This is a genomic window from Streptomyces sp. NBC_01525, assembly GCF_045040405.1.
Taxonomy (GTDB): Bacteria; Actinomycetota; Actinomycetes; order Streptomycetales; family Streptomycetaceae; genus Streptomyces; species Streptomyces benahoarensis.
This window is the reverse complement of the sequence record NZ_CP109397.1, coordinates 2,588,923-2,613,682: the sequence shown is the minus strand read 5'-3', so window position 1 is coordinate 2,613,682 and position 24,760 is coordinate 2,588,923. Positions and strand designations below refer to the sequence as shown.

Below are 24,760 nucleotides of genomic sequence, written 5' to 3'. Positions count from 1 at the left end.
CACGGGGGCGGTTCACGGGGCGGTCGGTGCGGGCCGGGAGCCGCTCGGGTCGAGCCGGGCGCCGTGGCTCCGCAGCGCGGATCGCGTCCAGCGGTTCGCCGGACCGACGCAGAGCAGATGGACGCCGACGGAGACGGTGGCCTGGATCACGGTGGGCAGCGGCAGATGCAGGCTCCGGGCGAGGAAACCCGAGAGCAGCAGGGTGGTGAGCGACACCACCGCACCGGCCAGCGCGGAGGCGACCGACCGCCAGGTGTGGCGCGAGCGGTGCAGTCGGACCCGCGCGCGGCGGGCGGCGAAGGTGATCAGCGTGCCCAGCAGGACGACGTACGCCACGGTCAGCAGCCAGAAGATCCAGTCCGGGAGGGTCAGGCCCCAGCTGGCGACGAAGAGCCACATGAGCGTGGCGGTGATGTAGGTCGTGGCGGCCTCGCCGGACGCGCCGCGCTCCACCTCGTCGTAGACCCGTTCCTGCGGTACCCGGATGCGCTGCAGGTCCTGCCAGGCGCGCTCCGCGTCGACCGGTGTGGTCATGGTCGTCCCCTCCCCCGTGACGTTACTTGCCTACTGGGAAAGCTAACACCGACTTTCCTGGTGGGCAAGTCAAAAGGGGGGTGAATCTTCGCGTGTGCCCGGTTCGGTTGCGGGTGTCGCCACCCTCTCCGTGCTGTTGACTAGCCATATTCAGCGAAGTCAATATGTGAATATCCCGATCCAATCGATGCCGGGAGGCACCCGTGCCAGGACCTCGTCCCGTACCGCGTGAAGGCGCCGCCGACCCCACGACGGGAGCGCGCGCATGACCGGTCAGACCGCGTCGTTCCACACCATGTGGCGGGAGCTGCGGCCCCTCGGCCGCGACGCCTCCTCCGGCGGCTACCGCCGCCACGCCTGGACCGCCGCCGACGCCGACTGCCGTGCGTGGTTCCGTGCCGAGGCCGAGTCCCGCGGCCTCGCCTACGAACTGGACCGCAACGGCAACCAGTGGGCCTGGCTCGGCGTCCGCTCGTACACCGAGGTCGCCCCCGGCGCCGCCGTCGTCACCGGCTCCCACCTGGACTCCGTCCCGGACGGCGGCGCCTTCGACGGCCCGCTGGGCGTCGTCTCCTCCTTCGCCGCGCTCGATGAACTCCGCCGCAGGGGAGTGGAGTTCACCGCGCCGCTGGCCCTCGTCAACTTCGGCGACGAGGAAGGCGCCCGCTTCGGGCTCGCCTGCGTCGGCTCCCGGCTCAGCGCCGGTGCCCTGACCCCCGAGGACGCCCGCGAACTGCGCGACGCCGACGGGATCACCCTGCCGCAGGCGATGGAGCGCGCCGGATACGACCCCGACGCGATCGGACCCGACCGCGACCGGCTGGCGCGCATCGGCGCGTTCGTGGAGCTGCACATCGAGCAGGGCCGCGCCCTCGACCTGACCGGCGACCCGGTCGGCATCGCCTCCGCCATCTGGCCGCACGGCCGCTGGCGGTTCGACTTCCACGGCGAGGCCAACCACGCGGGCACCACCCGCCTGGAGGACCGCCACGACCCCATGCTCAGCTACGCCCGGACCGTCGTCGCCGCGCGGGAGGCCGCCCGGACCGCGGGCGCCCTGGCGACCTTCGGGAAGATCAGCGTCGAACCGAACGGTGTCAACGCGATCCCCTCGCTCGTCCGCGGCTGGCTCGACTCCCGCGCCGCCGACCAGGACATCCTGGACACCGTCGTGAAGGAGATCGAACGCGCCGCCGAGGAGAGCGCCGCCCGGGACGGCGTCGACCTGCGCATCGTCCGCGAATCCTTCACCCCCGTCGTGGAATTCGGGCACGCCCTCCGCGACGAGCTGGGCACCCTGCTCGCCCGCTCCGGCGGCGGGCGGCCCGTACCCGTCCTCGGCACCGGCGCCGGACACGACGCGGGCATCCTCTCCGCGAGCGTCCCGACCGCCATGCTGTTCGTACGCAACCCGACCGGCGTCTCGCACTCGCCCGCCGAAACCGCGGCCGAGGACGACTGCGTCGCCGGGGTCACCGCACTCGCCGACGTACTGGAAGGTCTCGCGTGCACATGACGCCGCAGGACACGACGCCGCACGGAACGGCGCCACAGGACACGACCCGCGAACGCCCCACGCCGCAGGGCGCGACGGTCTACTGGCTCGAACACGCCTGGCTCGGCACCCACACCGAGCCCGGCGTGACCGTCGAGACCGCGCAGGGGCGGATCACGGCCGTCCGCACCGGCACCGCCACCCCGCCGCCCGGCGCGATCGCCCTGCGCGGGCTGACGCTGCCGGGCCTGGCCAACGCCCACTCGCACGCCTTCCACCGGGCGCTGCGCTCCACCGTGCAGGTGGGCTCCGGCACCTTCTGGACCTGGCGCGAGGTCATGTACGACACCGCCGCCCGCCTCGACCCGGACAGCTACCACGCCCTCGCGCGGGCCGTCTATGCCGAGATGGCGCTCGCCGGAATCACCTGCGTCGGCGAGTTCCACTATCTCCACCACCGGCCCGGCGGCGGCGCTTACGCCAACCCCAACGCCATGGGCGAGGCGCTGATCGCGGCCGCCGCGGACGCCGGTATCCGCATCACCCTCCTCGACACCGCCTATCTCTCCGCGGGCTTCGGCACCCCGCCCGCCCCGCACCAGCGGCGCTTCAGCGACGGCACCGCCGACGCCTGGGCCGAGCGCGCTGCCGCTCTCAAGGGCGACGGGCACGCCCGCATCGGCGCGGCGATCCACTCCGTACGCGCCGTGCCCGCCGCGCAGTTGGGCACCGTCGCCGACTGGGCCCGTGAGCGCGGCGCCCCGCTGCACGTCCACCTCTCCGAGCAGACCGCGGAGAACGACGCCTGCCACGAGGCGCACGGCTGCACGCCCACCCGCCTCCTCGCCGACCACGGCGTCCTCGGCCGCGCCACCACCGCGGTGCACGCCACCCACCTCACCCCGGAGGACATCGGCCTGCTCGGCGGCGCCGGGAGTGGCGTGTGCATGTGCCCGACCACCGAACGCGACCTCGCCGACGGCATCGGCCCCGCCGCCCGCCTCCAGCACAGCGGCAGCCCGCTCTCCCTCGGCAGCGACAGCCACGCCGTCATCGACCTGCTCGAAGAGGCCCGCGCCATGGAGCTGAACGAGCGGCTGCGCACCCGCGCCCGCGGCCACTGGACCGCCGCGGCACTGCTGCGCGCCGCCACCGCCGACGGGCACGCCGCCCTCGGCTGGGACGACGCGGGCACCCTGACCACCGGCGCCCTCGCGGACTTCACCACGATCGCGCTGGACTCCGTACGGACCGCGGGCCCGCTGCCCCGGCTCGCCGCGGAGACCGCGGTATTCGCCGCGACGGCGGCCGACGTACGGCACACCGTCGTCGGCGGCCGACAGATCGTCCGCGACGGCGTGCACACGCTGGTACCGGACGTCCCCACCGAACTCGCCGCGGCCATCGCCGCCGTGCGCACCAGCAACTGACGCGCCTCCAGCGGACGAAGGAGAACACCACCGCGATGACCACCACCGCACTGACCCATCTCACCCAGCTCGTCACCAACGACCCCTCCCTCGGCGAAGGCCCCCTCGGTCTGATCCAGGACGCGGCCGTCGTCATCGACGGCGACCGCATCGCCTGGGTCGGTCCGTCCAGCAAAACACCCGCCACTGACAACGCCGTCGACGCGGGCGGCCGCTCCGCGCTGCCCGGCTTCGTCGACTCCCACTCCCACCTGGTGTTCGGCGGCGACCGCACCCAGGAGTTCAACGCCAGGATGTCGGGCCGCGCCTACGAGGCGGGCGGCATCCGCACCACCGTCGCCGCCACCCGCGCCGCCACCGACGAACAGCTCTCCGCCAACGTCGCCCACTACCTGGCCGAGGCGCTGCGCCAGGGCACCACCACCTTCGAGACCAAGTCCGGCTACGGCCTGACCGTCGAGGACGAGGCCCGCGCGCTGCGCATCGCCGGGGAGCACACCGACGAGGTCACCTACCTCGGCGCGCACATCGTCTCGCCCGACTACGCCGACGACCCGGCCGGCTACGTCGACCTCGTCACCGGCCCGATGCTGGACGCCTGCGCCCCGCACGCCCGGTGGATCGACGTCTTCTGCGAGAAGGGCGCCTTCGACGGCGACCAGGCCCGCGCGATCCTCACCGCGGGCAAGCGGCGCGGTCTGCTGCCCCGTATCCACGCCAACCAGCTGTCCTACGGGCCCGGCGTGCAGCTCGGCGTGGAGCTGGACGCGGCCTCCGCCGACCACTGCACCCACCTCACCGACGCCGACGTCGACGCGCTCGCCAACTCCGCCACCGTCGCGACGCTGCTGCCCGGCGCGGAGTTCTCCACCCGCGCCACCTGGCCCGACGCGCGCCGCCTCCTGGACGCCGGGGCGACCGTCGCGCTCTCCACCGACTGCAACCCCGGCTCGTCCTTCACCTCGTCGATGCCGTTCTGCATCGCCCTCGCCGTACGGGACATGCGGATGACGCCGGACGAGGCGGTGTGGGCCGCGACGGCGGGCGGCGCGCGGGCGCTGCGCCGCGACGACGTGGGCCGGATCGCCCCCGGCGCGCGCGCCGACCTCACGCTGCTGGACGCCCCCTCGCACGTCCACCTCGCCTACCGGCCCGGCGTCCCGCTGGTGTCGGGCGTCTGGCGCAAGGGCGTTCGGGTGGCCTGAGAGGCCACAGAAGGGCCCTGGCGGCCCGGACGCGAAGGAGGGCCCGCCCCGAGTCACCCGGGGCAGGCCCTCCTTCGCGCGGGCGGACACCGGCCGGTGGACCGGTGGCGACCGCGGAACCTCACTCGTCGATCATCAGGCCCTTGCGCAGCCGCACCAGGGTGCGCGAGAGCAGCCGGGAGACGTGCATCTGGGAGATGCCCAACTCCTCGCCGATCTCGGACTGGGTCATGTTGGCGACGAAGCGAAGCGACAGGATCTTCCGGTCGCGCGGCGGGAGTTCGGCGATCAGAGGCTTGAGGGATTCGACGTACTCGATGCCTTCGAGTCCGTGGTCCTCGTAGCCGATGCGGTCCGCCAGCGCGCCTTCGCTGTCGTCCTCCTCCGGCTGGGCGTCGAGCGAACTCGCGGTGTACGCGTTGCTCGCCGCCATGCCCTCCACGACCTCGTCCCGGGAGATACCGAGGCGTTCGGCCAGTTCGCCGACCGTGGGTGCACGGTCCAGCTTCTGCGCCAGTTCGTCACCGGCCTTGGCGAGGTCGAGGCGGAGTTCCTGCAGCCGCCGCGGCACGCGCACCGACCAACTGGTGTCGCGGAAGAAACGCTTGATCTCGCCGACGATCGTCGGCATCGCGAACGTCGGGAACTCGACGCCGCGGCTCAGCTCGAAACGGTCGATCGCCTTGATCAGACCGATCGTGCCGACCTGGACGATGTCCTCCATCGGTTCGCTGCGGGAACGGAACCGGGAGGCCGCGAACTTGACCAGGGCGAGATTGAGTTCGACCAGGGTGTTACGGACATAGGCGAATTCGCGGGTGCCTTCTTCGAGGGATTCGAGCCGCTCGAAGAGAGTTTTGGACAAGGCCCTCGCATCGACCGGACCCACCTCGTCGAACGGCGGGATCTCGGGCAGTCCGTCGATTTCGGGCACAGCCGTCAATTCGGGTTCGGCGGCGGCCGGCTGGGAAGGGATCTGCCCGGTCGGGTCGGACGGGGGTGTCGACGAGGTGTGCTGCCGGGTGTCGTCGGTGCGCATTTCGTCGAGCCGGGGTGACATGGTCTCCTCCATCGTTCTCGGCATATGGCTGCCGATGCCTCTACGCGAAGCTGCGGTGTGCGGCGCCTCCAAAGCCGGCCGTGGCGAATGTGTCTGCATCTACGCCTACCTGGCTTTGCTGGAAGATGGCAAGTGTGCGATGCCCGTATTTGGTGCTATATGTGGATTGTTCGGCTACCCCTGTGTGAAGTGAAGGCGTAGGGTTCGATTGAGCGCAGTCATAGGCAAACGACGTCGAGACAGCAAGAGGGGTGCGCGCGCATGGACCGCGGGACGGTCGGCAGTGCGAGCCGGGGTCGGCTTCACGTCGCGATCCGGCATCACGGCGCCAGCGCGGTCGTGACGGCGGCGGGTGAGCTGGATCACCACACCGCCGATCTGTTGCGTGAGGCGTTGGAGGGGTGTGTGGCAGAGGGGCACGCCCGCCTCGTGGTCGACTGTGCGCCCCTGGAATTCATGGACTCCACCGGACTCAATGTCCTGCTCGGAGCCCGGCTGAAGGCGGAGGCCGTGGGGGGCGGGGTCCACCTCGTCGCGATGCAGCCCGTGGTGGCCCGCGTATTCGAGATCACCGGCGCGGAGGCGGTATTCACGGTGCACGACTCACTCGACGCGGCGCTGGCCGACGAAGGGTGACGGACGATGCTCCGGAGGATGGCCTTCCGGGCACGTAGTCCGCGTCACATCTTCCGCGCCCAAGAAGTGGGTGTTCTCGCGGTCCGGTCGGGCAGGAGACATCTGAATCCGTTGAATCTGTCAGTTATCCGTTTTCCGTGAAAAGGCGAATCGGTGAGGTGAAGCGCTGATGAGCACCACCCGGCCGTACCCGCCGGGCGACCTCGGCCCGGAACCGGGCAGCGCCGGCGCTCCGGCCGCCGCCCCGGTCGGCCAGGTCCGCAGGCTGCGCCTGAGCGGCACCCGGGGAGCCGTCGCGCGCGCCCGGGACTTCGCCCGTGAGGCCCTCCAGGACTGGGGCTGGCTGCCGGCCGCCACCGCGGACCAGCGCGCGGCCGCCGAGGACGTCCTGCTGGTCGTCTCCGAGCTGGTCACCAACGCCTGCCTGCACGCCGAGGGCCCCGAGGAGCTGCGGCTGCGCTGCACCGCCAAGGTGCTGCGCCTGGAGGTCGGCGACCTCGGTGCCGGATCGCCCGCGCCGCGCACCCCGCACCGCGCCGGACGCCCGGGCGGGCACGGCATGTTTATCGTGCAGCGGCTCTGCCTGGACTGGGGCGTCGTCCGTAACGCCGACGGCGCCGGGAAGACCGTCTGGGCCGAACTGGCCGCTCCGTCCTGAGCGGTGACGGGCGGCACACGCCGCCTGCGGACCCGGCGTCGACCGGGAAATGAGGGCGTGGACCGCAGGTCCGCGCCCTCCGTGCGTTCCGCCCCGATCCGCCCCGCGCAGTGCCTTCCCCCTTCGCGGTCCCCGGCGTACCTTGAGCCACCCATCTGATGCGCCGTCAGCAAAAGGGGCGGCGCCCAGGGACGGTACGGGGCCCGCCGCCGGGCTCGCGGTCCGCACGGGCCCCGCCGCGCCCCTGGACCCGGGAGAAGGGAACGAGAGGTGGCCCGCTTCCACGCATCGCCCATCCGCCGCCCCCGCCGCGCGGCCCGGCCCACCGTCGCCGTGGCGCTGACCGGAGCGGCGGTGCTGCTGTCCGCCCCGGCCGCGCATGCCGAGGTCGTCGACGTCAACTACCAGTGCAAGACACCGATCGGCAACAAGGGCGCCGTCTCGCCCATCGACATCAAGGGCACCCCGAGCGGCGGCGGGTACCGGCTGGTGATGTCGTTCCGGAAGGGCGTCTCGTCCAGCCCCGTCGAGCTGGGCAAGGGTGCCATGAAGCCGTCCGCCGTCATCGAGCTGGGCGGCGCGGACAGCGGGACGGTACCGGTGTCCGGCCCGCCCAACGACCAGGCCATCCCGGCCAACACCCCTATCAAGATCAGTGACTTGAGCGGTACGTACACCCCCAAGGCGAGCGGCAAGGTGACGTTCACGGCGGGCAAGCTCACCATCAAGGCCCTCGGCACCACGACCACCTGCACCCCCGACAACAGCCCCAAGCCGTCGCTCACCCTGGACGTCAAGGGCGGCTCCGGCGCGTCGGGCGACGCGTCCGGCGGCTCCTCGGGCGGTGGCGCGTCCGGCTCCGGCGGGCAGCTGCCGCAGACCGGACCCGCGGACTCCGCCGTCGCCCTCGGCACCTTCGGCGGCACCGTGCTGCTCGCCGGGGCGGCCGGAGCCCTCTGGCTCGGCCGCCGCCGCTCCGCCTGACCGGGGCGGACGGCGCCGCCCCCCCCGGGGCGCGCCCGCACCGCGCCGCCCCTTCCGTACGCGTACGAGCACCAGGAGCAGTCGATGCCGTTCCGTACCCGCGGTGTGTCCGTGGCACTCGCGACGGTCGCCGCGCTGGCGTGCTGGCCTCCGGGCGCCGCGGCGGCCGACGCCCGGCCCGGCTGGGCGGCCGCGCCCGCGCCCGGTGCCGGGAGCCGCCCGACCGGCACCGACCGGCCGTTCTTCTACCTGGAGGGCGCGCCCGGCACCGTCCTGACAGACCGGCTCGCGGTGACCAACCCGGCCGGGCACCCCGTCACCGTCCGGCTGCGCGGCGCCCCGGCCGAGGGCGGTACGGACGCCTCCGCCTGGCTCGCGCCCGCCGTGGCGCGGGTGCGCGTCCCGGCGCGGACCCGGGCGGCGGTGCCGTTCACGGTCACCGTGCCCCGGGACGCCGCACCCGGCGAGCGCACCGCCGCCCTCCGCGCCGACGGCCCCGGGGGCGGGCGGACCGTCCCCGTCCATCTGCGGGTGACCGGCCCCGCGCTCGCCGCGCTGACCGTCGAGGACGTCGCCTTCGCCCGGCGCGGCGGCGCTGCGGAGATCCGGTACACGCTGGTCAACCGCGGCACCATGGTGCTCCGGCCCCGGCTCGCGGTACGTGCCGACGGCGTGCTCGGGACCGCGCTGCGGCACCCGGCCCGCGCGCTGCCCGTGGTGCTCGCCCCCGGGCAGCGCGTCCGGCGCACCGAGACCTGGTCCGATCCGCCCGCCCTGGACGCCGTCGACGTCACCCTCACCGTCACCGCGGCCGGGGGCGCGCACGCCTCCGCGCGCGCCGGGTACGCACCCCTCTCCCGGGGCGCGCTCGGCGCGGGCACGCTCGCCGTCGTCGCGGGCGCGGGCGGCGCGCTGTGGCGACGACGGCGCCGCGCAGGACGCACCGCACCCCAGGAGCAACCCGCCCCCGCTGCCAGGGAGTTGATACGTGTGGGAGACCGACCGTGACGCGCGCAGCGGCGCGGGCCCGGCTGCACCGCGCGGCCGCCGCCGTCCTTGTCCTGGGCGCGGTGCTGCTGCCGTACGCGCCGCCCGCGGCCGCCGCGCCGCCCGGGGGAGCCCCCACGGCCGAGGTCGGCACCGGGCAGGCCGGGACCGGCGGCACGGTGACCGTCTCCGGGCGCGGCTGGCGGCCCAAGGCGCTGCTCACCCTGCTGATCTGCGGCCAGAACATGATCGGCGGCACCAACTCCTGCGCCAACGGCGACGGGCGGGCGGTCACCACCGACGGCCGGGGCGCGTTCCGTACCGCGCTGCCGGTGGCCGAGCCGCCCAAGCCCTGCCCCTGTGTGGTGCATGTGGCGACCGTGACCGGCCCGGCGGCCGCCGACGACATCCCGTTCGCGGTGGCCGGGCACCCCGTCGCCCCGCTCCCGAAGCAGGAGACCGGCGCCCGCCTCGCCGTCGTCTCCGCACCCGAACTGACCGGCGGTGACAACCTGCTGACCTGGTTCGGCGCGCCGCCGCGGCGGCGGCTGGCCTTCACGGTGGGCAACACCGGGCCGGTCCCGGCGAAGAACCCGGTCTTCCGGGTGGGCACCGCGCACGGCGTGTTCGCGCCCCAGTGGGAGGACCGGCAGTGGCGCGGCACCGTGCCCGCCGGAAAGAAGACCCGCATCGACCTGGACGTGGAGCTGGCGGCCGGCGCCTACGGCGACTACCAGGTCTCCGCGACGTACGGCGGCACGCTTCTGGTCGAGCAGCCGTGGGGCGTCGGGCGGCCCTGGGGCGTGACGCTGTTCTGGGTGCTGCTCTGTCTGGTGGTGCCCGCCGCCGTCTTCCGCGTCGGCATGGCCGTCGTCGACCGCGTACGCCCACGGACCGCACCGGTGCCGCGCGCCGCCGCGCCCGCCCATGGGGCCGCCGGGCCCCGGGCGCCGGGCCGGTGGCGGGCGCGCCTGCGCCCCTTGCGTGGCGGCGCGGACGGGGGGACCGCACCGGCGGACCGCCCGGCCGCGCTGCCCTGGTACACCCCGGACACCGCACCGTCCGCGACCACATCCACCGCACCACCGACAGCGGAAGGGTCATCGTGATGAGGCAACGGAGGAGAGCGGGGACGGCCGCCGGGGCCGCGCTGCTGCTCGCGGGCGCGGGGCTGGTGGCCACGGCCCCGACCGCGCGGGCGGCGGACGCCGCGTACCGGACGGAGTGCACCCCGCCACCGATCTCGGGGCTGCCGCCGGTCGAGGGCACCACCACGGTGGCGCTGAGCGCACCGGCGACCGCGAAGGTCGGCCAGGAGATCGAGGTGGTGTGGAAGACGGTCACCGCCGCCTCGAAGAACCCGGACATCCTCGACCTGGAAAAGGACACCGTGCAGCCCTCCGGCGTGGTGCAGCTGGCCGGGGCGCAGGCGGGTGAGCTGGCGATGAAGGGGCCGCGGAGCAATCCGCCGATCCCGAAGAACAGCCCGATGGTGCTGTCGGACATGACGGGCACGCTGAAGCTGGAGAAGCCGGGGGAGGTGACGCTGACCCCCGGCGCGTACACGATCAACGTCAACAAGCCGATCTCCACGGACACCAAGTGCGTCCCGAAGGAGGCGGTGAAACCGGCCGTCACGATCAAGGTGACCGACGGATCGGGCGGCACGACCGGGGGCGGCGACTCCGGGGGGACGGCCGCGGGCGGTGCCTCGTCCGGCGGCTCCGGCTCCGGTGGCGCGTCGTCCGGCGGTACGTCCACGGGCGGTACGGACGGCGGGACCGGCACCGGAGGCTCCGACTCCGGCGGCAGCGGCGGCAGCACGGGCGGCAGCGGCAGCACCGGCAGCTCAGGTGGCTCGGGCGGTTCCGGCGGCGAACCCGACGGCACTGCGCACCAGGGAAAGCAGGTGCAGGTCCCGTACGCCTGCAAGACGCCGATCGGGGACAAGAAGGCCACCTCGCCGGTGCGGATCGACGCGGTGGCGAAGGGCGGCGGCTACGGCCTGACGGTGAAGTTCGGCAAGTCCGTGATGGACAGCCCCGCGGACATCCCCAAGGGCTCGGTCAAGCCGTCGATGGCGGTCGCGCTGGGCGGCGCGGACAAGGGCACCGTCAAGGTCGAGGGTCCGGCGAACGCCGCGCCCATCAAGTCCGGGCAGCCCATCGAGATCCCCGACCTCAAGGGCACCTACACCCCGGGCGCCACCGGCCGTACGACGCTGACCCCCGGCGTCCTGACCGTCAACGCCCTGGGGACGACCACCACCTGCGCCCCGGAGAAGGACCCGGGCGCCTCCCTGACGCTCGACACCGCGGCCCGGCCCGGCGGCGCCTCCGGCGGCACGGCCGGAACGGCAGGCGGGGCATCCGGATCCACGGGCGGCGGCGCGGACGCGGCGGGCGGCGCCGCGGGCGGACTCGCCGACACCGGCGCGAGCGACCACGGTGGCCTCAACGCCCTCGGCCTCTTCGCCGGGACCGTGCTGCTGCTCGGCGGGGCACTGCTGCTCGGCACCCCGTGGCGCCGGGCCCGCCGCTGACCGGCGCCGCGCGGCCCGGCCACGTACGACCAGGTCACGGCCGGTCACGGCGTACGGCCCGGCCACCGCACGCAGGAGGGCCCGGCACACCGAACGTGGTGTGCCGGGCCCTCGGGGCGTATCGGGGACGCGTCAGCGCACGTCGCCCATCAGCCCCGTGATCTTCTTGCGGTTCAGCCAGATCGCGAGACCCGCCAGGACCGCCAGCGTGGCCTCCGCGGAGAGGACGCCCACACCGCTCAGGTCGGCACCGGCCGTGGAGAGCAGGCTGACGATGCAGTCGCCCGCGGTGACGGCGAGGAACCAGACACCCAGCATCTGGCTGGCGTACTTCTCCGGCGCCAGCTTGGTGGTGACCGACAGACCGACGGGGGAGAGGCACAGCTCACCCATGGTCTGGATCATGTAGACCATGAGCAGCCACATCGGGCTGACCTTCGTGCCGTCCGACGACATCCCCATCGGGACGATGAAGACGAAGTACGAGATGCCGATCATCACCATCGCTATGGCGAACTTGATCGTGGTGCTCGGCTCCTTGAGGCGCTTGGCCAGCGCCAGCCACATCCAGGCGAAGACCGGGGCCAGCGCCATCACCCACAGCGGGTTGACGGACTGGAACCACGTCGACGGGAAGTGCATGCCGAAGACGGTGTCGGCGGTGTTCTTCTCGGCGAAGCCGCTCAGCGTGGAACCGGCCTGGTCGAAGATCATCCAGAAGACGGCGGCGGCGACGAAGAACCAGATGTAGCCGCTGACCTTCGTCTGCTCCGCGGACGTCAGATCCTTGTCGCGCTTGATCCGGGCCAGCACGGAGACCGGGATGATCAGGCCGAGCAGCGCGATCGGGATCAGCGCCCAGTTCAGGGTGAAGGTGCCGGTGCCGACGACGATGCCGTAGAAGACCGCGGCGACGACCAGCCAGAGCAGGCCCTTGCGCAGCCAGGAGTTGCGCTCCTCGATCGACAGCGGCGTCGGGACGGTGCTGCTCAGCGGCGCGAGGTGACGGGTGCCGATGATGAACTGGAGCAGACCCAGACCCATGCCGACCGCGGCGCTGGCGAAGCCGAGGTGCCAGTTGACGCTCTGGCCGATGGTGCCGACGACCAGCGGGGCGGCGAAGCCACCGACATTGATGCCGATGTAGAAGATCGTGAAGCCACCGTCACGGCGCGGGTCCTGCGGGCCGTCGTAGAGGTGGCCGACCATCGTCGAGATGTTGGCCTTCAGCAGACCGGAACCGAGCGCGACCAACGCCATGCCGACGAAGAACATCGCCGTGCCGGGCACCGCCAGCGTGAGGTGACCGAGCATCACGACGCAGCCGCCGATGATCACCGTCTTGCGCGGGCCCCAGACCCGGTCGGCGAACCAGCCGCCGGGCATCGCCAGCAGGTAGACCATCGCGAGGTAGACCGCGTAGATCGCCGACGCCGTGGCCATCGTCATGGCGAGACCGCCGCCCTGGGCCCCGGGCTTGGCGTCCGTGCCGCCGGAGATCAGGTACAGCACGAGAAGTGCCCGCATGCCGTAGAAGCTGAAACGCTCCCACATCTCGGTCATGAAGAGAGTGGCCAGTCCGCGGGGGTGGCCGAAGAAGGTCTTACCGCCGGATGCAGGGTTCCCCTGCGTGGCGGCGTCCTTCGTCAGGCTGGACGCCATGGGTGCTTCCTTGGTCTGCTCGGGACGCGAGGGTCGAACGTCACGCCCGGTGGGGGTCGGTGACCGGCACTGGCGTAGACCTGCCCGCAACCCCACGTCCGAGGGGATCGACGCCACCCGAGGCGGAGTCGGCAGGACGGTCGTACACCGCCTTCCACGCCCCCCGTAATTCTTGGCGCGGCGGACCCGGTCGACAGGTCAATCGCTGTGCACCGGGAGCGGTGTACCGCACCCCGTACACAACTGAGGACCGCGGACACCCGTGAGGTGCCGAGGGCCCCGGCGGTTGTGCGATGGACGTCGGCCCACCATACGTCCCGTTCGACCGACGTTGGGAGGGGTGAGACAACGCTCACATTCGTTACGGGGAACCATTCCGGCCGGTCGGGAAACCCCCTCGCCCCGTGTCGCATATGTCGTCCCGCCCGCCCCGCTCGCCCCCTGGCCACGGCGCATCGGACTACCATCGGGCCATGACCCGTGTACTGCTCGCCGAGGATGACGCGTCCATCTCGGAGCCGCTCGCCCGCGCACTGCGCCGCGAGGGTTACGAAGTCGAGGTGCGCGAGGACGGACCCACGGCGCTCGACGCCGGCCTCCAGGACCACATCGATCTGGTCGTGCTCGACCTGGGGCTACCCGGCATGGACGGCCTGGAGGTCGCCCGCAGGCTGCGCAACGAAGGTCACTCCTTCCCCATCCTGGTGCTGACCGCCCGCGCCGACGAGGTGGACACCGTCGTCGGTCTGGACGCCGGTGCCGACGACTACGTCACCAAGCCCTTCCGCCTCGCCGAACTGCTGGCCCGCGTCCGGGCGCTGCTGCGCCGCGGCTCCACCGCCGAACCGCAGCAGCCGGCCGCCACCCACGGCGTCCGTATCGACGTCGAATCGCACCGCGCGTGGATGGGCGAGGAGGAACTGCAGCTCACCGCCAAGGAGTTCGACCTGCTGCGGGTGCTGGTGCGGGACGCCGGGCGGGTCGTCACGCGCGACCAGCTGATGCGTGAGGTCTGGGACACCACCTGGTGGTCGTCGACGAAGACCCTCGACATGCACATCTCCTGGCTCCGCAAGAAGCTCGGCGACGACGCCGCCAACCCGCGCTACATCGCCACCGTCCGGGGCGTCGGCTTCCGCTTCGAGAAGAGCTGACGCACCCGGCCGCGGCCCTGCCGGGCGGGACGCCGAGACAGACCACCGCAACCCCCGCCCGGAGGGCACCGTGCGCCGCCGTCTGATCAACTCCACCCTCGCGGTGGTGCTCGTCGTGATCGCCGTCTTCGGCCTCTCGCTCGTCGTCGTCGAGACCCGCACCATCCAGGCGGGCGCCCAGGAGAGCGTGGCGTCCGAGGCGGTACGGCTGGTCGGCATCGTCGAGAGCCGGATCGGCAGCGGCGAGAAGATCACCCGGGGCGCCCTCTCCGAACAGATCACCGTCCACCGCTACGCCCGGATCAAGGTGCCCGGCAAGGCACCGATCGAGATCGGCACCCGGCCCGCGGGCGATGTCATCCAGTCGCAGGTGACGGGCGACCGCGGTGAGCAGGTCACCGTCCAGGAGTCCCGCGCCGCCGTCAACGAGGAGATCGGCCGCACGCTGCTGGTCATCCTGGCGGTGGCGCTGCTGGCGATCGTCGCCGCGGTGATCCTCGCCATCCGCCAGGCCCGCCGGCTCACCGCCCCGCTCACCGACCTCGCCGAGACCGCCGAACGCCTCGGCTCCGGCGACCCCCGCCCCCGCCACCGCCGCTACGGTGTCCAGGAGCTGGACCGCGTCGCCGATGTGCTGGACGCCAGCGCCGAGCGGATCGCCCGGATGCTCACCGCCGAGCGCCGCCTCGCCGCCGACGCCTCCCACCAGCTGCGCACCCCGCTGACCGCGCTCTCCATGCGGCTGGAGGAGATCACGCTCACCGACGACCCGGACACCGTCAAGGAGGAGGCCACCATCGCGCTGGCCCAGGTCGAGCGGCTGACGGACGTGGTCCAGCGGCTGCTCACCAACTCCCGCGATCCGCGCTCCGGCTCCGCCGTCGCCTTCGACCTCGACGAGGTCGTCAAGCAGCAGGTCGAGGAGTGGCGGCCCGCCTACCGCAGCGCCGCCCGCTCCATCGTCCGCTCCGGCAAGAAGGGGCTGCGGGCCGTCGGCACCCCGGGCGCGGTGGCGCAGGTGCTCGCCACCCTCATCGAGAACTCGCTGATGCACGGCGACGGGACGGTCGCGCTGCGCACCCGGGTCACCGGCAACCAGGCGGTGGTGGAGGTCACCGACGCGGGCCCCGGCGTCTCCGCCGACCTCGGCTCACGGGTCTTCGAGCGGACCGTCTCCGGCCGCAACTCCACGGGACTGGGCCTCGCCGTCGCCCGCGATCTGGCGGAGGCGGACGGCGGGCGGCTCGAACTGCTCCAGCAGCGCCCGCCGGTCTTCGCCCTCTTCCTGGCCCGGGAGGCCGAGCAGACCGAGGGCTGAGCGGGGCCGGTCCCGCTACGGGCGCGAGGCGCCGTGCGCCTGCGGCTGCCGCTCCCGCTCGGGTGCGCGCGGCGCCCCGGCGTCCGGCAGCGGCCCGGCCCCGTCCGGCGTGCGGAAGACCCAGGTGCGGTACGACCAGAAGCGGAAGAGGGTGGCGACGCCGATGCCGAGGAACTTGAAGACGTTGCTCTGCAGCGGGGTGTCCCAGCCGAAGCCGTACGTCGCCGCGTAGAGCATGCCGTTCTCGATGATCAGCCCGGCCACGCTGAACAGCAGGAAGAGCGAGAGTTCGCGGGTGCGGCCCTGCTTGTCGCGGTCGCGGTAGGTGAAGTAGCGGTAGCCGAGGTAGTTGGTGCCGGTGGCCACGACCGTCGCGATGACGCTGGCCCGCACGACCGGCAGCTCCGTCAGGTGCCGTACGAGATTGAAGACCGCGAAGTTCACGATCACCCCGGCGCCGCCCACGGCACCGAACTTGGCGGCCTCGCGCAGGAGCGTCTCCAGCCGCGACCGCAGCGCGCTCCGTTCACTCATGGTGATCGTCTTGCTCCCTGTCGGTGGCGGCCGGCCCGGCCGGTCGTCCCGGACCGCCCCTCATGCTAACCAGCGTTTCCCAGGGGCCGCCGCGCGCGGGCGTACGCAGCGGCGCTCGCTCCACGGTGCGACGGAAGCTCACGCTCCGCACACCGGCCCCGCCGCGTGGCCCGCGCTCGGACGATCCTCCAATCCCGCCGTCGGGGTGGCACGCCCGTACGGATACGCTGGGGGGCGTGACGTTCCCGGTAGTCGGCATGGTCGGTGGCGGTCAGCTCGCCCGTATGACCCACGAGGCGGGCATCCCCCTCGGCATCAAGTTCAAGCTCCTCAGCGACACCCCGCAGGATTCGGCGGCCCAGGTGGTCAGCGACGTCGTCGTCGGCGACTACCGCGACCTGGACACGCTGCGCTCCTTCGCCCGTGGCTGTGATGTGATCACCTTCGATCACGAGCACGTACCCACCGAGCACCTGAAGGCGCTGGAGGCGGACGGCATCCCCGTACGCCCCGGCCCCGACGCGCTCGTGCACGCCCAGGACAAGGGGGTGATGCGGGCGAGACTGGACGCGCTGGGCGTGCCCTGTCCGCGCCATCGCCTCGTCTCCGATCCGGCGGATGTGGAGGCGTTCGCCAACGAGGGCGCCGGATTCCCCGTGATCCTCAAGACCGTCCGTGGTGGCTACGACGGCAAGGGCGTATGGGTCGTACGTTCCTCCAAGGAAGCGGCCGAGCCGTTCCGGGCCGGGGTGCCCGTCCTGGCCGAGGAGAAGGTCCCCTTCACCCGCGAACTGGCCGCCAACGTCGTCCGCTCGCCGCACGGCCAGGCCGTCGCCTACCCCGTCGTGGAGTCCATCCAGGTCGACGGCGTCTGCGACACGGTCATCGCCCCGGCGCCCGGCCTGAGCGCGGACCTCGCGGCGCACGCCCAGGAGATGGCGCTGCGGATCGCGGCGGAGCTGGGCGTCGTCGGCCACCTCGCGGTCGAGCTGTTCGAGGTCCCCGGCCCCGACGGCACGCCGCAGGTGCTCGTCAACGAACTGGCGATGCGCCCGCACAACTCCGGCCACTGGACCCAGGACGGCGCGACCACCTCGCAGTTCGCCAACCACGTCCGCGCCGTTCTGGACCTCCCGCTCGGCGATCCCCGCCCGCGCGCCCCGTGGACGGTGATGGCCAATGTGCTCGGCGGCGACTTCCCGGACATGTATTCCGCGTACCTCCATTGCCTGGCACGCGATCCGCAGCTGAAGATCCACATGTACGGAAAGGACGTGAAGCCCGGCCGGAAGGTCGGTCACGTCAACACCTACGGCGACGACCTTGCCGACGTGCGCGAGCGCGCCGCGCACGCCGCCGGCTACCTGCGAGGAACGATCACCGAATGACCAGTAGCTCCCCCGGAAGCCCCATCGTCGGCATCGTCATGGGCTCGGATTCCGACTGGCCCGTCATGGAGGCCGCGGCCAAGGCGCTCGACGAGTTCGAGATCGCCTACGAGGTCGACGTCGTCTCCGCGCACCGCATGCCGCACGAGATGATCGCGTACGGCGAGGAGGCCGCCGGGCGCGGCCTCAAGACGATCATCGCGGGCGCCGGGGGAGCCGCCCACCTCCCGGGCATGCTCGCCTCCGTCACCCCGCTCCCGGTGATCGGCGTGCCGGTGCCGCTGAAGTACCTCGACGGCATGGACTCGCTGCTCTCCATCGTGCAGATGCCCGCCGGGGTGCCGGTCGCGACCGTCTCCGTCGGCGGCGCGCGCAACGCCGGGCTGCTCGCCGCGCGGATGCTCGCCGCGCACGACGAGGAGCTGCTCGGCCGGATGCGGGAGTTCCAGCAGGAGCTGAACGACCAGGCCACCGAGAAGGGCAAGCGGCTGCGGAACAAGGTCGCCTCCCCGGCCGGTTTCGGCTTCGGGGGCAAGTGATGACGGCCACCGCGGTGGACCCGCGCATCGCCGCCCTGCTCGCCGAGCACCCCGTCGTCGACGGCCACAACGACCTGCCCTGGGCGCTGCGCGCCCAGGTCGGCTACGACCTGGACCGCCGCGATATCGCCGGTGACCAGTCGGAGTTCCTGCACACCGACATCCCGCGGCTGCGGGCCGGTGGCGTCGGCGCGCAGTTCTGGTCGGTCTACGTCCGCGCCGACTACGCGGGCGACACGGCGGTCAGCGCCACCCTCGAACAGATCGACGTGGTGCGGCGGATGGCCGCGCGCTACCCCGAGGCGCTGCGGCTCGCCTTCACCGCCGACGACATGGAGGCGGCGCGCGCCGACGGCGTCATCGCCTCGCTGATGGGCGCCGAGGGCGGCCACTCCATCAACAACTCGCTGGACACCCTGCGGGCCCTGCACCGGCTGGGCGTCCGCTATATGACGCTCACCCACAACGACAGCCTCGCCTGGGCGGACTCCGCGACGGACGAGCCCCGCGCGGGCGGTCTCAGCGCCTTCGGCGAGGAGGTCGTCCGGGAGATGAACCGCCTCGGCATGCTCGTCGACCTCTCACACGTCGCGGCCACGACGATGCGGGACGCGCTGCGGGTCTCCACCGCGCCGGTGATCTTCTCGCACTCCTCGTCCCGCGCGGTCTGCGACCATCCGCGGAACATCCCCGACGACGTCCTGGAGCGGCTGCCCGCCAACGGTGGCATCGCGATGGCCACCTTCGTGCCGAAGTTCGTGCACACCGAGGTCGGCCCCTGGACGCTGCGGGCCGACGAGAACATGCGGGCCCACGGCTTCCACCACCTCGACACCACCCCCGAGGCGATGGCGGTGCAGCGGGCGTTCCGGGCGGAGAACCCGATGCCGGAGGCGACCGCGGCGACCGTCGCCGACCACCTCGACCACCTGCGGGAGGTCGCCGGCGTCGACCACATCGGGCTGGGCGGCGACTACGACGGCACCGCCTTCACCCCGTCCGACCTGGCGGATGTGGCGAGCTACCCGAACCTGCTCGGGGAGCTGCTGGACCGGAACTGGTCCACCGCCGACCTCGCCAAGCTGACCTGGCGCAACGCGGTCCGCACGCTCCGGGACGCCGAGGACGTGGCGCGCGCGGAGCAGGCCCGCCGCCCGGAGTCGATCGCCACGATCGAGCAGCTGGACGGCTGACCGCACCCTCTCGCGCACCGGCGGGCCCCGTCACGGACGGCGGCCCGCCGGTGCGTTTCCGTATCCGGGCGGCCGGGGAAGCGCCGGGCCGGCCGCGACCGTGGCGGTGGCCGGTCGCGTCCCCGTCAGTCGCGGAAGCAGAAGCAGAAGGGGTGCCCGACCGGATCCAGGTAGACCCGCCAGTTCTGCCGGGCGTCATCCTGCTGGACGAGCTTCGCGCCGAGCGCCAGCGCCTTCTCCTGGGCCGCCTCGGCGTCCGCGCGCCGTACGTCGAAGTCGAGGTGGCACTGCTGCGGCTGCTCCTGGCCCGGCCACTGCGGCGGCCTGTACCCCGCCGCCTCCTGGAAGGCGAGCTGCCTGCCCTGCGGTCCGACGGCCTCGAACCAGCGCCCCTCGCCGGTCACCCGCCAGCCGAGCAGCTCGGCGTAGAAACCGGCGAGCGCCCGCGGATCGGGGCAGTCCAATGCGACGACACCCAGCTCGATCAGCGCCATGTCGTTACCTCCTGAAGTCGTTAACGGGTAACTGCGTTACTGCATGATGGCGGTCGGCCGGTAACGTGGCAAGGGTGGCGGACCGAACAGCGCCGGCGTCTCTCCTTCCGGTGCAGGACCTGGTGAACACCCTCGACGTCGAGACCGGCGCGGACACCCTGACCGCGGACGGCGGACTCGACGCCTTCCTCACCGCGCACGGCCTGCCCCCGCTCACCCCGGACGACGGCGGCCCGGCGGCCGTCCGTGCACTGACCGAGCTACGGGAGGCGCTGCGCGCCGTCTGCCTCGCGCACACCGCGGGCGGCGAACTGGCGGCCGCCGACGCCCGGGCCCTGGACCGGCTGCTGGCCCGCGCCCCACTCGTCCTCGCCGTCGCCCCCGACGGCACCACCGCGCTCCACCCGGCCGCCCGGCTGCGCGGCACCGACCGCCTCACCGCGCTGCTGGCCGCCGGTATCGCCACGGCCGCCGCCGATGGCACCTGGACCCGCCTCAAGGCGTGCGAGGCCCACGACTGCCGGTGGGTGTTCTACGACCGGAGCCCGGCCGGAGGCGGCCGCTGGTGCACCATGGCGGTCTGCGGCAGCCGGGCGAAGATGCGCAGCTACCGGGCCCGGCGCGCGCAATCCGGCTGAGACGCACGACCGCCCGGCCGGAGCGCTACGGCCCGGCCGGGCGGAACGGGGGAAGCGGGGGCCACACCCGCGGAACAGGGAGAGCAGGCGTTACGCCTTCGGACGCCCCAGGGCACGGTAGGTCCAGCCGGCCTTCCGCCACAGCTCCAGGTCGAGGGCGTTGCGGCCGTCCAGGATGCGGCGGGCGGTGACCGCCTCGCCCAGCACCGCCGGGTCCAGCTCCCGGAACTCCCGCCACTCCGTCAGATGCAGCACCGCGTCCGCACCGCGCACCGCCTCCAGCGCGCTGTCCGCGTAGCCCAGCGTCGGGAACAGCCGCCGGGCGTTCGCCATGCCCTTCGGGTCGTAGACGGTGACCTGGCCGCCCTGGAGATGGATCTGCCCTGCGACATTGAGGGCGGGGGAGTCGCGGACGTCGTCGGAGTCCGGCTTGAAGGTGGCGCCGAGGACGGCGACCCGCTTGCCGAGGAAGGAGCCGCCGACCGCGTCCCGGGTCAGCTCGACCATCTGGCCGCGGCGCCGCATGTTGATCGAGTCGACCTCGCGCAGGAAGGTCAGCGCCTGATCGGCGCCGAGCTCACCGGCGCGGGCCATGAACGCCCGGATGTCCTTGGGCAGGCAGCCGCCGCCGAAGCCGACCCCGGCCCGCAGGAACTTCTTGCCGATCCGCTCATCGTGCCCGATCGCCTCGGCCAGCTTCACCACATCGCCGTCGGCCGCCTCGCACACCTCCGCCATGGCGTTGATGAACGAGATCTTCGTCGCCAGGAAGGAGTTGGCCGCGGTCTTCACCAGCTCGGCCGTCGGGTAGTCCATGACGACGAACGGCGAGCCCTCGCCGACCGGTGTCGCGTAGATCTCCCGCAGCAGCGCCTCGGCCCGCTCGCTCGCCACACCGACGACGATCCGGTCCGGGTGCAGGGTGTCGTCGACGGCGAACCCCTCGCGCAGGAACTCCGGGTTCCACGCCAGCTCGGCCGCCTCGCCCGCCGGTGCCTGCGCGGCCAGCAGCCGCGCCAGCCGCGCCGCGCTGCCCACCGGCACCGTCGACTTGCCGACGACCAGCGCCGGGCGGTCCAGATGCGGCGCGAGCGAGCTGAAGGCGCTCTCCACGTACGACATGTCACAGGCGTACTCGCCGTGCTTCTGCGGGGTGTTCACGCAGACGAAGTGCACCTCGCCGAACGCCCCGGCCTCCTCGTACGAGGTGGTGAAGCGCAGGCGGCCGGTGGAGCCCTCGAATCCGGCGACATGGCGGCGCAGCAGCTCCTCCAGTCCCGGCTCGTACATCGGGACCTCACCGCGCCGCAGCATCTCGATCTTCTCGGGGACGACGTCCAGGCCCAGTACCTCGAAGCCGAGCTCGGCCATGGCGGCGGCGTGGGTGGCGCCGAGGTAGCCGGTGCCGATCACGGTGATCTTGAGGGCCATGGATGCTCCAAACCAGGTTTCGGCGCGGCGCGCCGGTGTGCGGGGTACGGGTCGATGACGGACGGGCGAAAAGGCGCTGACCGAGCATAGTCGGGCCCCTGCCGGGGAGGGTCGGCCACCGGCCACGAGGGAACGGATGTCTGTCGGCAACCTCACGTATCCCGTCGGGCCCGGGGCGCCTAGAATCCGGAGCAGAACGGGTTACTTAACGGTAGTTAGCTTCAGCTCTCAGGGGAGTGAGAAACCTTGGCGGGAACCGCTGATTTCGATCTGTACCGGCCGTCGGAGGAGCACGACATGCTCCGGGAGTCGGTGCGTGCCCTCGCCGAGGCGAAGATCGCGCCGTTCGCCGCCGCCGTCGACGAGGAGGCCCGCTTCCCCCAGGAGGCGCTCGACGCGCTGGTCGCCAACGACCTGCACGCCGTCCACGTGCCGGAGACCTACGGCGGCGCCGGTGCCGACGCGCTCGCCACCGTCATCGTCATCGAGGAGGTCGCCCGGGTCTGCGGTTCGTCCTCGCTGATCCCGGCGGTCAACAAGCTCGGTTCGCTGCCGGTGATCCTCTCCGGCTCGGAGGAGCTGAAGGCGAAGTACCTCGGCCCGCTGGCCAAGGGCGACGCGATGTTCTCGTACTGCCTGAGCGAGCCGGACGCCGGTTCCGACGCGGCGGGCATGAAGACCAAGGCCGTTCGCGACGGCGACTTCTGGGTCCTCAACGGCGTGAAGCGCTGGATCACCAACGCCGGTGTCTCCGAGTACTACACGGTCATGGCCGTCACCGACCCGGAGAAGCGCTCCAAGGGCATCTCCGCCTTCGTCGTCGAGAAGGGCGACGAGGGTGTGTCCTTCGGCGCCCCCGAGAAGAAGCTCGGCATCAAGGGCTCGCCGACCCGCGAGGTCTACCTCGACAACGTCCGCATCCCCGCCGACCGCATGATCGGCGCCGAGGGCACCGGCTTCGCCACCGCGATGAAGACCCTCGACCACACCCGCATCACCATCGCCGCGCAGGCGCTCGGCATCGCCCAGGGTGCGCTGGACTACGCCAAGGGCTACGTCCGCGAGCGCAAGCAGTTCGGCAAGCCGATCGGCGACTTCCAGGGCGTGCAGTTCATGCTCGCCGACATGGCGATGAAGGTCGAGGCCGCCCGCCAGCTGACCTACGCCGCCGCCGCCAAGTCCGAGCGCATCTCGGCCGGCGGCAAGGACGAGGACCTCACCTTCTTCGGCGCCGCCGCCAAGTGCTACGCCTCCGACGCCGCCATGGAGATCACCACCGACGCCGTCCAGCTCCTCGGCGGTTACGGCTACACCCGCGACTACCCGGTCGAGCGCATGATGCGCGACGCCAAGATCACCCAGATTTATGAGGGCACGAACCAGGTGCAGCGGATCGTCATGGCGCGGAACCTGCCGTAGGGCGGATCCGCGCGAACGTGACGGCCCCCGGCAGCTTTGCCGGGGGCCGTCGTGTCGTACGGGGAGCGCGAGGTCAGTTGCTGTCGGTGACCGTGACCTTCTCGTCGTTGTTGAGCTGCTGGACGAGCTGGTGGAGCTTGGCCGTGTCCCACATGACGAAGCCGTCCCTGATGCCGGACATCGGCATGTTCATCGAGGTGCCCTCACCGCTGTTGACGCCCTTCATGGCGAAGAACATGTTGCCCAGGCTCCACAGGCCCATGTCCTTGTCGACGATGACGGTGTCCAGGCCCGCGCCCAGCGTCGGGTAGAGCTGGAACGGGTTGAGCAGCGTGCCCGGCGACGCCGCCTGGCTGGCGAGCGCGGCGAGGAACTTCTGCTGGTTCTTGGTGCGCGCCAGGTCGCTCTGGGCGAAGGCGTGCCGGGCGCGGACGAAGGCGAGCGCCTGGCTGCCGTTGAGGGTCTGCTTGCCCGCCTGGAAGTCGGATCCGGAGTCCTTGTCCTTGAACGCCTTGGGGATGTCCAGCTCCACGCCGCCGATCGCGTCCACGATGTTGGCGAAACCGGCGAAGCCGATCTCGACGTAGTGGTCGATGTGCAGCTTGGTGTTGTACTCGACGGTCCGCACCAGCAGCTCGGCGCCGTCCTCGGCGTACGCCGCGTTGAGCTTGGTGCGGCGGCCGGTGGCCGGGTACTTCTTACCGGACTCGGAGCCGACGAAGGACGGTATCTCCACGCCGGAGTCGCGCGGCAGCGAGATCAGTGTGGGGCCGTTGCTGCCATCGTGCAGGATCATCATCGAGTCGGTGCGCTTGCCCTCGGCCGACCCCGTGTGCAGCTTCTTCTTGTCGTCCGCGGTCATGCCCTCACGGCTGTCCGAGCCCACGATGAGGTAGTTGGTGCCGTCGCCCGCCTCGGGGCGGTCGATGACCTTGCTCAGGTCCACCTCGCGGCGCAGCTTCCCGTCGGCCCAGAAGTACGTGGCGACGGAGGCGACGGCGAAGACCACGACGACGGTCAGCACCGTCCACTTGATGCGGCGGCCCCAGTTCGGGCGCGGCCGGGTGTCGTAGCCGCCCCGCTGCGGGCCGCCGGGCCCGCCACCGCCGTAGACCTGGCCGGTGTTGTAGTCGTCGTATCCCTGCGACTGCTGCGGTGGGACGGAGCCGCGGCGCGGGCCCGCCCCCGGGGGCAGCGGCGGCTCCGCGCGGCCGTAGCCGGGGCCGGCGTCCCGCCGTACCTGCGGCATGGCGCGCGCGCCTTCCGGCTGGGCGCCGTCACTGCCGCGTCCGTACCCGCGCTGGTCGCGGGAGGGTCCGTTCCCGTGCCACTCATTCATACGAGGAGTGTGCCTGGCGCGGTGCGTGCTCTTACAGGGCGGGGGCGGATTCGGGGTGCTGCTGTTGCAGAGCTGATGCAAAGCGCGCGGGCATACCGCAAGCGGATGTGACCATTCCGA

23 protein-coding genes are annotated in these 24,760 nt (G+C 72.4%); 16 read left to right on the top strand and 7 right to left on the bottom strand.

Annotated features, from left to right (window positions below; genetic code table 11):
- Positions 1-12: 12 nt before the first annotated feature.
- Positions 13-534 (bottom strand): hypothetical protein, encoded by a 522-nt coding sequence (locus OG422_RS11520; protein ID WP_143942466.1) that lies wholly within the window; start codon positions 532-534, stop codon positions 13-15.
- A 265-nt stretch (positions 535-799) separates the two neighbouring features.
- Here OG422_RS11520 and OG422_RS11515 point away from each other — a divergent pair, with 265 nt between their 5' ends.
- From OG422_RS11515 to hutI, 3 genes are read left to right on the top strand one after another with little or no spacing between them, the layout of a single operon-like run.
- Positions 800-2,050, top strand: a complete 1,251-nt coding sequence (locus OG422_RS11515) for an allantoate amidohydrolase (protein ID WP_405742475.1) — start codon at positions 800-802, stop codon at positions 2,048-2,050.
- Entirely contained in the window at positions 2,047-3,459 is a 1,413-nt protein-coding gene (locus tag OG422_RS11510) for a formimidoylglutamate deiminase (RefSeq protein ID WP_405742473.1), read from the top strand. The genes OG422_RS11515 and OG422_RS11510 overlap by 4 nt, the downstream gene beginning before the upstream one ends.
- Before the next feature lie 35 nt (positions 3,460-3,494).
- Positions 3,495-4,664 (top strand): imidazolonepropionase, encoded by a 1,170-nt coding sequence (gene hutI, locus OG422_RS11505; protein ID WP_143942469.1) that lies wholly within the window; start codon positions 3,495-3,497, stop codon positions 4,662-4,664.
- Positions 4,665-4,785: 121 nt separating this feature from the next.
- On the opposite strand, the gene OG422_RS11500 is transcribed toward hutI, so the two are convergent.
- Positions 4,786-5,736 carry an RNA polymerase sigma factor SigF gene (locus OG422_RS11500; protein WP_405742470.1) on the bottom strand — a complete coding sequence of 317 codons (951 nt, stop codon included), beginning with the start codon at positions 5,734-5,736 and terminating at the stop codon, positions 4,786-4,788.
- A 249-nt stretch (positions 5,737-5,985) separates the two neighbouring features.
- On the opposite strand from OG422_RS11500, the gene OG422_RS11495 reads away from it, so the two are divergent.
- The 6 genes from OG422_RS11495 to OG422_RS11470 all read left to right on the top strand — a co-directional run bounded on the left by OG422_RS11495 (position 5,986) and on the right by OG422_RS11470 (position 11,531).
- Positions 5,986-6,360 (top strand): STAS domain-containing protein, encoded by a 375-nt coding sequence (locus OG422_RS11495; protein ID WP_143942471.1) that lies wholly within the window; start codon positions 5,986-5,988, stop codon positions 6,358-6,360.
- 169 nt (positions 6,361-6,529) lie between these two features.
- A complete protein-coding gene (locus OG422_RS11490) occupies positions 6,530-7,018 on the top strand; it encodes an ATP-binding protein (protein WP_143942472.1) in 489 nt (162 codons plus the stop codon).
- Positions 7,019-7,288: 270 nt separating this feature from the next.
- Entirely contained in the window at positions 7,289-8,002 is a 714-nt protein-coding gene (locus OG422_RS11485) for an LPXTG cell wall anchor domain-containing protein (RefSeq protein ID WP_143942473.1), read from the top strand.
- Between the two features lie 84 nt (positions 8,003-8,086).
- Positions 8,087-9,010, top strand: coding sequence for a hypothetical protein (locus tag OG422_RS11480; RefSeq protein ID WP_405742467.1), 924 nt, complete (start codon positions 8,087-8,089; stop codon positions 9,008-9,010).
- On the top strand, positions 9,007-10,098 hold the full coding sequence (locus OG422_RS11475; protein ID WP_405742465.1) for a hypothetical protein: 1,092 nt from the start codon (positions 9,007-9,009) through the stop codon (positions 10,096-10,098). The genes OG422_RS11480 and OG422_RS11475 overlap by 4 nt, the downstream gene beginning before the upstream one ends.
- Positions 10,098-11,531 carry a hypothetical protein gene (locus OG422_RS11470; protein WP_405742463.1) on the top strand — a complete coding sequence of 478 codons (1,434 nt, stop codon included), beginning with the start codon at positions 10,098-10,100 and terminating at the stop codon, positions 11,529-11,531. The genes OG422_RS11475 and OG422_RS11470 overlap by 1 nt, the downstream gene beginning before the upstream one ends.
- Before the next feature lie 132 nt (positions 11,532-11,663).
- Here OG422_RS11470 and OG422_RS11465 read toward each other — a convergent pair whose 3' ends face one another.
- Positions 11,664-13,193 carry a peptide MFS transporter gene (locus OG422_RS11465; protein ID WP_405742461.1) on the bottom strand — a complete coding sequence of 510 codons (1,530 nt, stop codon included), beginning with the start codon at positions 13,191-13,193 and terminating at the stop codon, positions 11,664-11,666.
- A 473-nt stretch (positions 13,194-13,666) separates the two neighbouring features.
- Between OG422_RS11465 and OG422_RS11460 the strand changes: the two genes are divergently transcribed.
- Both OG422_RS11460 and OG422_RS11455 read left to right on the top strand, forming a co-directional pair.
- Entirely contained in the window at positions 13,667-14,347 is a 681-nt protein-coding gene (locus OG422_RS11460) for a response regulator transcription factor (protein WP_143942607.1), read from the top strand.
- A gap of 70 nt (positions 14,348-14,417) precedes the next feature.
- Complete coding sequence (locus tag OG422_RS11455; protein WP_405742458.1) at positions 14,418-15,665, top strand: ATP-binding protein; 1,248 nt, start codon at positions 14,418-14,420, stop codon at positions 15,663-15,665.
- Positions 15,666-15,680: 15 nt separating this feature from the next.
- Here OG422_RS11455 and OG422_RS11450 read toward each other — a convergent pair whose 3' ends face one another.
- Positions 15,681-16,199, bottom strand: a complete 519-nt coding sequence (locus OG422_RS11450) for a GtrA family protein (protein WP_143942596.1) — start codon at positions 16,197-16,199, stop codon at positions 15,681-15,683.
- Positions 16,200-16,435: 236 nt separating this feature from the next.
- Between OG422_RS11450 and OG422_RS11445 the strand changes: the two genes are divergently transcribed.
- From OG422_RS11445 to OG422_RS11435, 3 genes are read left to right on the top strand one after another with little or no spacing between them, the layout of a single operon-like run.
- Positions 16,436-17,587: a 5-(carboxyamino)imidazole ribonucleotide synthase gene (locus OG422_RS11445; protein WP_405742456.1), complete on the top strand. Its 1,152-nt coding sequence runs from the start codon at positions 16,436-16,438 to the stop codon at positions 17,585-17,587.
- Positions 17,584-18,126: a 5-(carboxyamino)imidazole ribonucleotide mutase gene (purE, locus tag OG422_RS11440; protein WP_405742454.1), complete on the top strand. Its 543-nt coding sequence runs from the start codon at positions 17,584-17,586 to the stop codon at positions 18,124-18,126. The genes OG422_RS11445 and purE overlap by 4 nt, the downstream gene beginning before the upstream one ends.
- Positions 18,126-19,319 (top strand): dipeptidase, encoded by a 1,194-nt coding sequence (locus OG422_RS11435; RefSeq protein WP_405742452.1) that lies wholly within the window; start codon positions 18,126-18,128, stop codon positions 19,317-19,319. The genes purE and OG422_RS11435 overlap by 1 nt, the downstream gene beginning before the upstream one ends.
- A gap of 125 nt (positions 19,320-19,444) precedes the next feature.
- Here the strand turns inward: OG422_RS11435 and OG422_RS11430 are convergent, their stop codons facing one another.
- Positions 19,445-19,813: a VOC family protein gene (locus tag OG422_RS11430; RefSeq protein WP_143942599.1), complete on the bottom strand. Its 369-nt coding sequence runs from the start codon at positions 19,811-19,813 to the stop codon at positions 19,445-19,447.
- Positions 19,814-19,887: 74 nt separating this feature from the next.
- Here OG422_RS11430 and OG422_RS11425 point away from each other — a divergent pair, with 74 nt between their 5' ends.
- Positions 19,888-20,451 (top strand): CGNR zinc finger domain-containing protein, encoded by a 564-nt coding sequence (locus OG422_RS11425; RefSeq protein ID WP_405742450.1) that lies wholly within the window; start codon positions 19,888-19,890, stop codon positions 20,449-20,451.
- Between the two features lie 90 nt (positions 20,452-20,541).
- Here OG422_RS11425 and OG422_RS11420 read toward each other — a convergent pair whose 3' ends face one another.
- Positions 20,542-21,882 carry a UDP-glucose dehydrogenase family protein gene (locus tag OG422_RS11420; RefSeq protein ID WP_405742448.1) on the bottom strand — a complete coding sequence of 447 codons (1,341 nt, stop codon included), beginning with the start codon at positions 21,880-21,882 and terminating at the stop codon, positions 20,542-20,544.
- 246 nt (positions 21,883-22,128) lie between these two features.
- On the opposite strand from OG422_RS11420, the gene OG422_RS11415 reads away from it, so the two are divergent.
- Positions 22,129-23,301: an acyl-CoA dehydrogenase family protein gene (locus OG422_RS11415; RefSeq protein ID WP_030282242.1), complete on the top strand. Its 1,173-nt coding sequence runs from the start codon at positions 22,129-22,131 to the stop codon at positions 23,299-23,301.
- A gap of 73 nt (positions 23,302-23,374) precedes the next feature.
- Here OG422_RS11415 and OG422_RS11410 read toward each other — a convergent pair whose 3' ends face one another.
- Complete coding sequence (locus OG422_RS11410) at positions 23,375-24,640, bottom strand: LCP family protein (RefSeq protein ID WP_405742446.1); 1,266 nt, start codon at positions 24,638-24,640, stop codon at positions 23,375-23,377.
- Positions 24,641-24,760 lie beyond the last annotated feature (120 nt).

Bases quoted from the DNA above. Each gene is read 5' to 3' on its own strand.
- OG422_RS11520 (WP_143942466.1), bottom strand. From the start codon at position 534: ATGACCACACCGGTCGACGCGGAGCGCGCCTGGCAGGACCTGCAGCGC.
- OG422_RS11515 (WP_405742475.1), top strand. From the start codon at position 800: ATGACCGGTCAGACCGCGTCGTTCCACACCATGTGGCGGGAGCTGCGG.
- OG422_RS11510 (WP_405742473.1), top strand. From the start codon at position 2,047: ATGACGCCGCAGGACACGACGCCGCACGGAACGGCGCCACAGGACACG.
- hutI (WP_143942469.1), top strand. From the start codon at position 3,495: ATGACCACCACCGCACTGACCCATCTCACCCAGCTCGTCACCAACGAC.
- OG422_RS11500 (WP_405742470.1), bottom strand. From the start codon at position 5,736: ATGGAGGAGACCATGTCACCCCGGCTCGACGAAATGCGCACCGACGAC.
- OG422_RS11495 (WP_143942471.1), top strand. From the start codon at position 5,986: ATGGACCGCGGGACGGTCGGCAGTGCGAGCCGGGGTCGGCTTCACGTC.
- OG422_RS11490 (WP_143942472.1), top strand. From the start codon at position 6,530: ATGAGCACCACCCGGCCGTACCCGCCGGGCGACCTCGGCCCGGAACCG.
- OG422_RS11480 (WP_405742467.1), top strand. From the start codon at position 8,087: ATGCCGTTCCGTACCCGCGGTGTGTCCGTGGCACTCGCGACGGTCGCC.
- OG422_RS11470 (WP_405742463.1), top strand. From the start codon at position 10,098: ATGAGGCAACGGAGGAGAGCGGGGACGGCCGCCGGGGCCGCGCTGCTG.
- OG422_RS11465 (WP_405742461.1), bottom strand. From the start codon at position 13,193: ATGGCGTCCAGCCTGACGAAGGACGCCGCCACGCAGGGGAACCCTGCA.
- OG422_RS11460 (WP_143942607.1), top strand. From the start codon at position 13,667: ATGACCCGTGTACTGCTCGCCGAGGATGACGCGTCCATCTCGGAGCCG.
- OG422_RS11450 (WP_143942596.1), bottom strand. From the start codon at position 16,199: ATGAGTGAACGGAGCGCGCTGCGGTCGCGGCTGGAGACGCTCCTGCGC.
- purE (WP_405742454.1), top strand. From the start codon at position 17,584: ATGACCAGTAGCTCCCCCGGAAGCCCCATCGTCGGCATCGTCATGGGC.
- OG422_RS11435 (WP_405742452.1), top strand. From the start codon at position 18,126: ATGACGGCCACCGCGGTGGACCCGCGCATCGCCGCCCTGCTCGCCGAG.
- OG422_RS11430 (WP_143942599.1), bottom strand. From the start codon at position 19,813: ATGGCGCTGATCGAGCTGGGTGTCGTCGCATTGGACTGCCCCGATCCG.
- OG422_RS11420 (WP_405742448.1), bottom strand. From the start codon at position 21,882: ATGGCCCTCAAGATCACCGTGATCGGCACCGGCTACCTCGGCGCCACC.
- OG422_RS11410 (WP_405742446.1), bottom strand. From the start codon at position 24,640: ATGAATGAGTGGCACGGGAACGGACCCTCCCGCGACCAGCGCGGGTAC.